The sequence below is a fragment of the Streptomyces sp. NPDC030165 genome (assembly GCF_055573595.1).
On sequence record NZ_JBVIBD010000045.1, the window covers coordinates 1 to 11,352 of the forward strand.

Genomic DNA, 11,352 nt, shown 5'->3' on the forward strand with positions numbered 1-11,352 from the left:
CAGTCGTCAACAATCACCACCTCAACATCACCAAACGTCTGCCCCAACACCGACTGCACCGCAGCAGGCAACCGCTCGGCATCGTTATAGACGATTACGACGACTGAGATTTCGGTCACAGAAACCATCTCTCCGAAAAGACGACCACTAGGCAAAAGATGAGGCTTTATCCGCGCCAAGACGCCATATCGCCCACAAATCGCAACAGTGTACGACAGGCTGCAGCGCCCCGATGACTGCGGGTGGCGCTCCACGCCTCCGGGACGCCCCGGAGGCGTGGCGGTCCTGCGCGCCCCGTGCCCGCCGAGGCCGCTCATGCTTCGGCAGGGCACGGACGCATTCAGGAGCTAGGACGCGGGGACGAGGGTCCGCTCGCGGTCGAGGGACGCGGTGGTGGTGTCGCTGTTGAGCGTGAGGCGGCCGTTGGGCCACAGGACGACCACGTCATCGCTACGGCCGGCGTCTCCGCCGAAGGCACCGACCGCGGCGAGGCTGACGGTGTTCCAGGCCGACTTCGCGGGGCGCAGTTGGTGCTCGGCCTTGAGCTGGTTGGCGCCGATATTGCCGTACGCGGTGACTTCACCGTCGGACCAGCGCACGAAGAGGTCCTGGTCCCCGGTGACCGGGTTGAAGTCGCCGGCCGCCATGTCACGGGAATAGGGCCAGGTGGTGTTGGGGGCCGCCAGCCGGGCCTCGGCGTGGAAGCCGCCCGCGTCGACGTTGGTGAAGAAGGTGACGCGGCCATTGGCCCACCGGACCACCACGTCGTCGCTACGGTTGTTGCCGCCGCCGAATCGTCCGGCAGCCATCCCCGTCGCCTGCGTCCAGGTAGCGTTCGGCGCCTTGAGCTGGACCGCGTTCTTCAGCTTGTTCGTCTCGTTGACGTCCTTGTACAGCGTCACCTTGCCGTTCGCCCAGCGCACCAGCAGATCGCCGGTGCCGTCACCGGTGAAGTCACCGGCCGTCATCACCGCCGCGTTCTTCCACTCCGCATCCTTGGCAAGCTGCACGTCCTTGCCGAAACCGTACGCACCATTCCCCGGGTAGAGGGAAACCTCCCCGTCCGACCAGCGCACGATCACATCGCTCGTGCGCCGCCGCACCGAGGCACTGTGAAAGCTGCCCGCGACCATCGCACGGGCGTGCTGCCACGTACCGGCCCCGCCCATCGTGAACTTCCCGTCCAGCGGAAGGTCGGCCACGGCCTGCCGGTACAGCCAGACCGCATCGTCATCGAACTGGGACGCGTAAGACGTGTGGTCGTACAGGCCACCGGTCTTGTACCCGCCGATGACCCCGACGAGATTGCCGCGCCGCCCGTCGAAATCCTCCAGGAACGGCCCGCCGCTGACCCCCGACCGGTAACCGTCACACTGAATCTCCAGGAACCGGCCCTGGAAGGCGCGGGTGTCGTTGGTGCACGACAGCGGCGTCTTCTGGCCCCCGGGATAACCGACGACCGTCACACCTTCACGCGCCAGGTGCCCGGAATCTACGGCAGTGAGGGTATTACCCGTCCCGGCAGCATCCTCCAGCAACTGTCCCTGTGCATTGGCCCCCACCCGCAGAAAGGCAAAATCCACGTCGTCATCGGCCGGATCCTGCTGGTAACGGTGATCGATCCAGACCTTGCCGTCCTGCACCGGGAAAATGCCGTACGGCATCTCGCCCGCCTGACCGGCTTTACTGCCCCCCGTCCGATAACCGGGCACGAAGGCGGCATTACGCAACGACGTATTGCCCTTGAGGCAGTGCCCGGCCGTAACCACCAGACTCTTGGACGCCGAAGCCACAACGCTGGCAGTACAGAACTGATTGGGCGTAGCGGCCCCGTCACTGCCGCGCAGCAAGAACACCCCCACCGTGGCGATCCCCTCGGCCACCTGGTGGCTCGGCTCCGCCGACCGCTTGCGCCGTACACCGGGGGCCGGCTGCCCGCCCTCGCTCTTGGCCCCCGCCTCGGCCGTCTCCACCGGCACCGCACTGCGGATACGTTCCGGCGTCCAATACCGCTGTGCCTCCCGCGCCGCACGCGCCTGCTCGGCAGGTACGTCCTCGGGCGGCCGCGGCGCCGAGGACGGACCGTTGGGGTCCGGAGCGGCGAAGGCCGTGGCCACCGGGACGACAAGGGCGACCGACGCGCAGACGCCGATGGCGGCGGTGCGCAAACGAAGTATTCGTCTCATGAAGTTTTTCCGTTGGGCAGAGGTGGCCAGGGCAGAGCCCGGCCACGTGGGACGAGGTGAAATACAAAAAGTGCGTGGCCCGCTCACGGGCGGTGTGACCGTCACGGAGAGGTCCAGCGCGATCCCGGACGGACTGGTCAGGCGGAAGGTGTAGGTGCCGGGGCGCTGGTCGGTGGGCGGCGTCGGCATGGTGACACGGCCGTCCGCACCAGCGGGCGGCAGGGTAAGAGTACGGACTGCCTCACCGTGCTCGCGCACGCATTACCGCCCTGCCCGCACCGGCCGCGACCTCCTCCGCCCGGCCCGTGGCGAGTACGGCCGCGGTGATACGCACGCCGGAGGCAGCCCGAGCGCGGTACATGACCAGAAGCGGCGGAGGGCCGGGAAGGCGTCTCCTCGCCTCGGCCCGTGACAACTCGGGCAAGTTCGACGCCGGCGCGTCTGCCCCATGAGGCAGTCGCAGCTGCGAGAGGTATCCCGCCGATGCCGCAGAGCACGCCGACGAAGCCGCCACGGCATACGAGTCGAGGTGTCCGGGGATCTCTTCCACGCCCGCGCCCCGCACGGAAGCCCCTTCTCGTCCACCGACGGCACAACCGGACTGCCCGCTCGCGCCTCAGTCTCTCCCCAGCAGGCGACCAGGGCGACGACCCCGGGGCGGCAACGTCAGAGCGGCGGTAGAGGCGGCAGCCGCAGCATCGAAGGTGAGGGCTTCCGCCCCCTGTGAGGTGATGCCGGATTCCCTGTCCGCAAACCGGGCTTCCACGCGCCGTCGCGCCGCTATGATCACCTTTCATCAGGGCGCTGTCGGGCGGATGAGCCGCACGGCGGCTTCAAGAACCACCCGTGACCTGCCGGCCGTCCCCCGCCTCTCTCACGGCCGACGGGAACGCGGCGTCGATGGCTTCCCGGATGACGCGGTAACAACTGCAGGCGTTCGCCTCGAGGCCGGCACGGTCCAGGATGGTGATGGTGCCACGGCTGTAGCTGATGCAGCCGTCCTCGGCCAGGGCGCCCGCGACCTCGCTGACCGAAGATCGGCGGACCGCGAGCATCTGGGCGAGGAATTTCTGTGTCAGGGAGAACTGGTCGCTGTGCATCCGGTCGGCGGTCATGAGCAGCCAGCGGGCGCACCGTTGCCGTGTGCGATGGCTGCGGTTGCAGCCCGCGTTGCGCGCCAGCTGGGTGAACATGGACTGGGTGAACCGTTGCAACTGCTGTTGCAGTCGCCCGTCCAGTACGGCGATCTCGTGCCGGAACTGGTCGGCATCCATCCGCAGACCCTGGCCGGCGACCTGGACCACGGCCCGCTCGGTCGGGTTGCCGACGCCCAGGAACACCGGGAGCCCGACCATTCCCTCGTCGCCGACGGTCGCGACCTCGACGGCCGGCCCGTCCAGCTCGGCAAGGATCGAGCAGACTCCCAGGAACGGAAACCATACGGCTTCGATCCGCTCCCCCGGCCGGTAGAGCACGTCTCCGGTGCTCAGCTCGACCGGTTCGAGGTGGGCCTGCAGTCGCCGCCGTTCGGCCTCCGGCAGGGCGGCGAGGAGGCGGTTGCCTGTGATGTCGCACGCACTGCTGGTAGCGCTCGTCATGTTCTGCCCGCCTTTCGTCCCCCTGGTCAGGTGGCGACCGCCGGTGGGATCACCGCTGCCCAGGAGGGCAGCGACACCCGCATCAGGCCTGCGGCACCTGGCACCATCACCAGGCTGACCAGCGCGTGAGCCAGCACCGGCAGGGGCAGGACGAAGTCTATGCAGCCGGTGGCCAGCGCGGCGCTCGGCATACCGAAGGCTTCCGAAGTGGTGACGTCCTGGGCCAGCACCCGGCCGCCCGCGCCGCGGACATGGCGTGCGCCCAGAGCCCCGTCGTTCAGGCGCCCCGTCAGTACTGCCGCCAGCACCCGGGAGCCGAATGCGGCCGCGGCGGAAGCGAACATCGGATCCGCCGAACGGTGGCCGTCCGCGTCGTGCAGCGACACCGTTCCCTCGGGCGTGAAGGCGGCCCAGCGGCCCGCCGGCACGACGTGGACGACGCCCGGGGTTAGCTGGTCCCCTTCCTCCAGCAGCCGCACCGGCAGCGCGGACCGGTAGCGCAGGACTCCCACCAGGCCGTCCTGCTCCCGCACCGGCCGGTGCTGCACCAGCACCACTGCGGCGGGGAAGGTCTCGGGCAGCGCCGCGAGGATCTCGCGGTACGCGCTCACACCGCCGAGCGACGCGGTCATACAGACCACGTCGAACGCCGCGGAAGTCTTCTGAACGGTGCCGAACACAGCACCAGCCTAATGCCCGGAACCGCACACAGCGGACGGGTGGAGACGGAATTCGCGGGAGCGCCGTGCGGACGGTCGGTGACCGAGGTCAGGCAGCCGGCAGACACCCCTCCCCTCACCTGGACTTACGCCATCGAAGCGACAGACGGGCGAGAGACCGCAGACCGGCGCTGGTGTCGGTGTCGGTGTCGGTGTCGGTGTCGGTCGGCAATTGTGGATTCTCGGCCCTCCGTGCAGCCGGTTTTGTGGCTTTTGCCCCGGTACGGCTACAGATCATCCAGCTGTCGCTGTCCTTCCCTTCCGGGAACCTGCTCGCCGCTTCGGCGGAGGTGAGGCCCACGGCGGACGTGTTGAAGGAACTGCACGATCGGGAGGTTCCCGAGTACGCGAAGATCCGGGCACGCTCTATCGCTGCGTCAAGGGAGCCATGGACGGGGACACCGATGCCCAGGAGGAGTTCGGGAGTGCGTTCTCTCCCTTCTGGCAGGCGTTGGAGGACTTTGTCGACGCTGCCCGCGCTGCCCACGAGGAGGGCTGAGCGGGGCGGCAGGGCCGGAGGGAGATGATCGCGGGGCGGGCAGTAGGGTCCTCCTCCATGACCGAACCGGACTTCCTGCAGGACACCCGGGCGTCGTATGACGCCATGGCCGACGAGTACGCCGCGTATGCGCACGGCGAACTGGAGGCGAAGCCGCTGGAGCGGGCGCTGCTCTCCGGGTTCGCCGAGATGGTGCGGGCCGCCGGTGACGGACCCGTGGCGGATGTGGGATGCGGTACCGGCCGGGTGACCGCTCACCTGGCCGACCTGGGCCTGTCCGTCTCCGGTATCGACCTCTCGCCGGGCATGCTCGCGGTGGCCCGTCGCCAGCACCCGGAACTGCGTTTCGACGAGGGCTCCATGCTGGCCCTCGACCTCCCCGACAACAGCCTCGGTGGCATCGTGGCCTGGTACTCGACCATCCACGTCCCTCTGGAGCTGCTGCCGGAGGCGTTCGCCGAGTTCCACCGGGTGCTCGCGCCCGGCGGTCTTCTGTTGACCGCCTTCCAGGTGGGCGACGAGCCGCTGCGCCTGGAGGAAGCCTTCGGCCGGGAGATCTCGCTCGACTTCCACCGGCGGCAGCCGGACCGGGTGGCCGCCCTGCTGGAGCAGGCCGACTTGCCCGTATACGCCCGCCTGGTACGCGAGCGCGACACGGGCAGGTTCGCCGAACGGACGCCTCAGGCCTTCCTCATGGCCCGCAAACCGGCTGAGTCTGCCTGATCGGTCGGATCGATCCGACCGGCCCGACCGGCCCGACCGGCCCGACCGGTCCAATCGGCCTAATCGGCTGAACAGGCGGAACTGGCCGAACCGGCTGATTCGGCCTAATCAGCCGCGGACAGTCCGGCGCAGCGGACGGGCCCCGCACGTCTGCCGGGGCTGATGCCACAGCCGCCCCCAAGCCCGGCCCCCACGACCGGCCCCACGGCAGACCCCACAGCCCCTCTACGACCGACCAGCCGTACGCGCCCCCAGAACTGCACTCCCTGCTCTCTCCTCCCCCGACGCCTCCACAAGGTCCACTGTGAAGGGGTGGCCGGGGGCCGTGAGGACGCGGTTGGTGGGGCCCTGTTCGACGATGTCGCCTGCGTCCAGTACCAGGATGTGGTCGGTCCGGGCAGCCGTGCTCAGGTCGTGGGTGATCCATACCAGTGCCAGGTCCGGCTGTTCGTGCAGCAGCCGGTCGAGGACGGCGAGGATGCCGCGCCGGGTGACGGTGTCCAGGCCCGAGGTGATCTCGTCGCAGATCAGGACGCGGGGGCGGGCGAGCAGGGCGCGGGCGAGCGCCGCGCGTTGCAGTTCGCCTCCGGAGAGCCGGCCAGGGCGGCTGTGCAGGTGCTGTTCGCCGAGCCCGACCTCGGCGAGCAGCACCCGGGACGTCTCCGTGGCATCCGCGGGGGCGGCTCCGCGCAGGCGGACGGCCGTACGGGCCACCTGTGCCAGCAGCGTGCGGTGTTCGTCGAACGACGCCTGGGCGTCCTGGAAGACGTACTGAACCGCGGCGAGTTGCGCGGGCGTGCGGTCGCGCAGGCTGCGCGGCAGTGGTTCGCCGTCGAGGAGGACGTTCCCCTCGTATGTGCGGTGCAGGCCGGCCAGGCACCGGCCGAGGGTCGTCTTCCCGCTGCCGGAACGGCCGACGACGGCCACGCGCCCGCCGGGCCGGAGGCACAGGGAGGCATCGCGCAGTACGCCGGCCGGCCGACGGGAACCGCTGCCGCGGTGGTAGGCGGTCAGGTCCCGAACCTCCAGGACGGAACCGATCACCGGGCCGGCCCTCAGCTCCGCTCCCGCCTGGGGCGCGGCCCTCAGCTCCGCTCCCGCCTGGGGCGCGGCTCCCAGCTCCGCCCCCACCTCGGCCTCAGCTCCCGCCATCCCCTCCCGAGGCGCGAACAGTTCGCGCGTCCATGTGTGCCGAGGTTCCTGTGCCACCTGCCTGACGGGCCCGGACTCCACCACCCGGCCGTCCTTGAGGACCACGATGTCGTCGGCCAGTTCGCGTACCACGTCCAGGTCGTGGCTGAGCAGGAGGACGCCGATGCCCTGCCGGACGAGGGAGACCAGCTCCGCGACGATGCGGCGCTTGGTGAGGGCATCCTGACCGGTGGTCGGCTCGTCGGCGACGACGACGCGGGCGCCGAGCAGCAGGGCCTGGGCGAGCACGACCCGTTGCTGCTGGCCGCCGGAGAGCTGGTGCGGGTAGCGGGACAGCAGTTCCGGGCCTTCGGCGAGCTGGGCACTGGCCAGTGCGTCGGCGATGCGTTGCTCGGCGGCCCGGGGCCGCTCGCGGCGCGGGAGGTGGCGGACCTGCGTGCGGGCGATGTCGCGGAGCAGGGCGCCGGCCCGCCGGGCAGGGTTGAGGACCGCTGCCGGGTGCTGCGGTACGTGACCGACCAGGCCGTCCGTGACGGCGACCGTGCCCGAGACCCGGGCGTCAGGCGGGTATGCCCCGAGCAGGGCCAGGCCGGTCGTGGTCTTGCCGCTGCCGGACGCGCCGACCAGGGCGGTGACCGCGCCCGCGCGGACCCGCAGGCTCACCCCGTCGACGACGGCCCGGCCGCCGACCTCCACCCGCAGGTCCTCGACTTCGGCGACGACGTTCGCTGCCGCGCTCACCGGCGGCCCTCCTCGGTGTCATGGGAATCGTGACCGGGTGCCGGCACGGGGTCTGTCATGGGGTCTGTCACGGGGTCTGTCACGGGGTCTGTCACGGGGTCTGTCACGGGTGCTGCCGCAGGAGAGGTCGCGGGCGCTGCGCACGGTGTGGTCCCGGACGCAGACACGGTGCGGCGCCTCCGTACCGTCCACCACCGCCGCTCCGCAATCCGTCCCTGCCCCTGCACCTGTCCCTGCCCCTGCCTCCGTCCTTGTCTCCGCCCCAGCCCTCGCTTCTGCTCCCGCCCTCGCCCCTCCAGCACCGCGTCGACCACCAGGTTCCCGCCCATCGACAGCGCCACGATCAGCAGCGCCGGCACGACCACCGCCCACGGCTGTACGAACATTCCGGTGCGGTTGCGGTCGACCATGACCGCCCAGTCCGCCGCGTCCGGTTCCACGCCGACGCCGAGGAAAGCGGCGGTGGCGACGAGGTAGAGCACGCCGGTCAGCCGGACGCCCGCGTCGGCGGCGAAGGTGCGCAGTGCGGACCGGCCGACGTAGCCGACTGCCGTGCGCCACCAGGTCTCGCCCTGCATCCGCAGTGCCTCGACCGCGGGACGGGCGGCGGCTTCCGACGCGGCGGCGCGTACGATCCTGGCCGCGTCCGGGATGTTGACGAGGGACACCAGCAGCGCGAGCCCCGCGCCGCCCGGCGAGAAGACGGCCGCGACCAGCAGGATCAGCAGCAGTGACGGCACCGCGAGCAGTACGTCCAGCGGGCGCATCAGCAGTTCTTCGAGCCAGGCCCGGTGGGTGAGGGCGGCGGCCAGTCCGAGAGGGACGGCGACCGCGTACGCGAGGACGGTGGCGGCCAGCGCGACGAGCACCACCGACTGCCCGCCGAGCAGGATCTGCCGCCACACGTCGCGGCCGACGAAGTCGGTGCCGAGCCAGTGGCCGCCGCCGAGGGTGAAGGACGCGGCTCGCGGGCCGGGTTCGCCCGCCAGCAGCGGTCCGAGGAGGGCGAGCAGGAGCGGCACACCGGCGATCACCAGTCCAGACCACCCCAACCATCCCGACCGCCCCGACCACCGACGCCCCACCCCACTCACCGCGTCCGAGTCCTCCGCCCTCACGCCGCCACCCCCGCCCGTGGTGCGAGCCGGCGGGCGACCAGGTCCGCGCCGAGGTTGAGGACGACGGCGATGACGCCGAAGACGACGGCCAGGCCCTGGACGACGGGGACGTCGCGTTCGGCGACCGCGTTCATCAGGACGGTGCCCAGGCCGGGGATGACGAACAGTGCCTCGACGACGATCACACCGCACAGCAGCCAGTCGACAGTGCGGGCGAGTTGCTGGGCGGCGGGCGCGAGGGCGTTAGGCAGGGCGTGCGCGTACCGGACGCGCGCGGCGGACAGGCCGTAGCGGGCCGCCTGCCGGGCGTACGGGGAGCGCAGCGCGTCGATCATCCCGGCCCGTACCAGGCGGCTGATCGAGCACACCGGGCGGGAGAGCAGGACGAGGACGGGCAGCACGAGGACGGCCGGCTGGGCGAGCAGATCGCCGCCGGAACCGACCGCGGTCGGCGGCAGCCAGCCCAGCCGCAGGGCGAACATCGTCACCAGCAGCACGCCGAGCGCGAACTCCGGTACGGCGTACACCGCGAGCGTCACGGAGCTGACGAGGCGGTCCGCGAGGGAACCCTCGCGGCGCGCGGCCAGCACGCCGAGCCCGACCCCGATGGGGACCAGGAGCACCACGGTGACGGCGGCGAGCAGCAGGGTGGGCCCGAAGCCGTCGGCGAGGTACGCAGCGACGGGCCGTCCGGAGGTCAGCGAGGTCCCGAGGTCGCCGTGCAGCAGGCCGAGCACCCAGTCGGTGAAGCGTTCGGCGGCCGGTCGGTCCAGCCCCATCTCGGTACGGATGGCCGCGATGCGGGCCGGGTCGGGCTGGTCGCCTGCCAGGGCGACGGCGGCGTCCCCGGGCAGCGCCTCGGTGAGCACGAAGACCAGCAGCACGACGGCGGCCGTCTGCGCGGCACCGAGCAGCAGCCTGCGCGCGAGCCAGGAGCGCAGCGCCGCCGGCCCGGCGCCCGCCCGCGTCGCCCGGGGCGGCACGGCCACCGCCGTCACGCCAGCCACACCTTGTCGAAGCGGGCCCAGTCCAGGGTGTTGGCGGGGGCGTCGTGCGCCACGCCGTGCACGCGGCGGGAGGTGCCGACGATCCAGTCCGCGAAGCCCCACACCAGGAAGCCGCCCTCGGTGTAGAGGCGGCGCTGCATCCGCCCGTACACCGCCGCCCGCTCCTTCTTCTCCTTGGTGGACTGGGCCTGCTGGTACAGGGCGTCGAAGTCCTTGTGCTGCCACTTGGTGGCGTTGGTCGTCGAACCGCTCAGCAGCCGCTGCGAGAAGTGCGACTCGATGGGCATGGCACCGGAGCGGTAGCAGCACAGGGTGCCGGAGTCGAGGATGTCGCTCCAGTAGCTGTCCTTGCTGCCGGACTTCACCCGGACGGTCACGCCCGCCTTGGCGGCCTGGTCGCGGAAGATGCCGGCCGCCTCGGTGAATCCGGCGGCGACGGGCGAGGTGTCCAGGGTGATGCGCAGGTCCTCGGCGCCGGCCTGCTTGAGGAGGTGGCGGGCCCGGTCGAGGTCCTGGTGACGCTGCGGCAGGTCGGCGGCGTAGTACTCGTAGCCCTTGCCGAACAGGTCGTTGCCGATCTCGCCCGCGCCGGAGAGCGCGCCGTCGACCAGTTCCTTGCGGTCGGCGATGAGGAAGAACGCCTCGCGGACCCGCTTGTCGTCGAAGGGGGCGCGGTCGGTCTTCATCGCGAAGGACTGCATGGCGCTGTTGCGCAGTCGTACGATCTCGACCTGGCCCTTGCCCTCGTGGGCGCGCGCGGTGGTGGGGTTGAGTTCGTGCGCGTACTCGACCTGGCCGCCGAGCAGGGCGTTGATGCGGGCGGACTCCTCGTTGGCGACGACGAATTCCAGCTCGTCGAGGTGCGGCGCGCCGTCCCAGTAGGCGTCGTTGCGCTTGACGACGCAGGAGCGGCCCGGTGTGAAGGAGACGAAGCGGAACGGGCCGGAGCCGACGGGCTCGGCGAAGTCCGCGGTGGTCGTGCCCTTGGGGATGATGTACGCGCCGAACGCGGCCAGGACGTTGGGGAATTCCGCGGTGGGGCGCTTGAGCCGGAACTCGACGGTGTCCGGGGAGACGGCCCGGCTGGCGGCGAGGTCGATGGGCTCCAGGGACGCCTTGGCGCGGTACGCCTTCTTCGGGTCGGCTATCCGGCGGAAGCTGTAGAGGACGTCTTCGGCGGTGACCGGCTTGCCGTCGTGGAAGGACGCCTTGCGCAGGGTGATCCGCCAGCGGTCGAGGGTGTCGTTGGGCTCCCACTTGGCGGCCAGGCGGGGGCGGGCGGCCATGTCGGTGCCGCAGTCGGCCAGCTTGTCGTAGAGGGCCTTGGCGCGGGCGGCGTCGGCGAAGAGGTTGCCCAGGTGCGGGTCGAGGGTCTCGGAGGCGCCGCCGCCGGCGAAGGCGGCGCGCAGCCGGCCGCCGCGCCGGGGCGTGCCGCCGGCGCCCGGCGAGCCGGATCCGGTTCCGCAGCCGGCCAGGACGAGACCGGCGGCGGCCGTGGCTCCGGCGGTCGCGGCCAGGAAGGCGCGCCTGCGCGGTCCGGGGAGGCCGTCGGCGGCCGGGTCGGGGGAAGGGAAGTCGGTCATGGTGGTCTCGCCTCGTGGTGAGTGAG

The 11,352-nt window shown here is 71.2% G+C and carries 8 protein-coding genes and 1 pseudogene; 1 reads left to right on the top strand and 8 read right to left on the bottom strand.

All coding sequences use genetic code 11. From position 1 onward, the window contains the following. The 4 genes from ACZ4Z1_RS40760 to ACZ4Z1_RS40775 all read right to left on the bottom strand — a co-directional run. Positions 1-128, bottom strand: a 128-nt coding sequence (locus ACZ4Z1_RS40760; RefSeq protein ID WP_468491786.1) for a glycosyltransferase, incomplete at its 3' end; no start/stop codon positions are given. Positions 129-347: 219 nt separating this feature from the next. Beyond that, the gene (locus ACZ4Z1_RS40765) at positions 348-2,168 is read right to left on the bottom strand and encodes a trypsin-like serine peptidase (protein WP_468491765.1); all 1,821 of its coding nucleotides are present in this window, start codon (positions 2,166-2,168) and stop codon (positions 348-350) included. An 851-nt stretch (positions 2,169-3,019) separates the two neighbouring features. Further along, positions 3,020-3,784 (bottom strand): Crp/Fnr family transcriptional regulator, encoded by a 765-nt coding sequence (locus ACZ4Z1_RS40770; RefSeq protein WP_468491766.1) that lies wholly within the window; start codon positions 3,782-3,784, stop codon positions 3,020-3,022. 26 nt (positions 3,785-3,810) lie between these two features. Next, complete coding sequence (locus tag ACZ4Z1_RS40775) at positions 3,811-4,464, bottom strand: chemotaxis protein CheB (protein ID WP_468491767.1); 654 nt, start codon at positions 4,462-4,464, stop codon at positions 3,811-3,813. Positions 4,465-5,059: 595 nt separating this feature from the next. On the opposite strand from ACZ4Z1_RS40775, the gene ACZ4Z1_RS40780 reads away from it, so the two are divergent. Further along, on the top strand, positions 5,060-5,725 hold the full coding sequence (locus tag ACZ4Z1_RS40780) for a class I SAM-dependent DNA methyltransferase (RefSeq protein ID WP_468491768.1): 666 nt from the start codon (positions 5,060-5,062) through the stop codon (positions 5,723-5,725). A gap of 225 nt (positions 5,726-5,950) precedes the next feature. On the opposite strand, the gene ACZ4Z1_RS40785 is transcribed toward ACZ4Z1_RS40780, so the two are convergent. The 4 genes and pseudogenes from ACZ4Z1_RS40785 to ACZ4Z1_RS40800 all read right to left on the bottom strand — a co-directional run bounded on the left by ACZ4Z1_RS40785 (position 5,951) and on the right by ACZ4Z1_RS40800 (position 11,326). Continuing rightward, on the bottom strand, positions 5,951-7,618 hold the full coding sequence (locus ACZ4Z1_RS40785) for an ABC transporter ATP-binding protein (RefSeq protein WP_468491769.1): 1,668 nt from the start codon (positions 7,616-7,618) through the stop codon (positions 5,951-5,953). A gap of 269 nt (positions 7,619-7,887) precedes the next feature. Continuing rightward, positions 7,888-8,703: pseudogene (locus ACZ4Z1_RS40790) on the bottom strand (ABC transporter permease); the annotation flags it as partial. Between the two features lie 29 nt (positions 8,704-8,732). Beyond that, positions 8,733-9,725, bottom strand: a complete 993-nt coding sequence (locus ACZ4Z1_RS40795; RefSeq protein WP_468491787.1) for an ABC transporter permease — start codon at positions 9,723-9,725, stop codon at positions 8,733-8,735. Positions 9,726-9,730: 5 nt separating this feature from the next. Beyond that, positions 9,731-11,326 carry an ABC transporter substrate-binding protein gene (locus ACZ4Z1_RS40800; RefSeq protein WP_468491770.1) on the bottom strand — a complete coding sequence of 532 codons (1,596 nt, stop codon included), beginning with the start codon at positions 11,324-11,326 and terminating at the stop codon, positions 9,731-9,733. Positions 11,327-11,352 lie beyond the last annotated feature (26 nt).

What these genes read in the sequence shown, in the direction of transcription:
- ACZ4Z1_RS40800 (WP_468491770.1), bottom strand. Translation starts at nt 11,326, where the DNA reads ATGACCGACTTCCCTTCCCCCGACCCGGCCGCCGACGGCCTCCCCGGA.
- ACZ4Z1_RS40770 (WP_468491766.1), bottom strand. Translation starts at nt 3,784, where the DNA reads ATGACGAGCGCTACCAGCAGTGCGTGCGACATCACAGGCAACCGCCTC.
- ACZ4Z1_RS40780 (WP_468491768.1), top strand. Translation starts at nt 5,060, where the DNA reads ATGACCGAACCGGACTTCCTGCAGGACACCCGGGCGTCGTATGACGCC.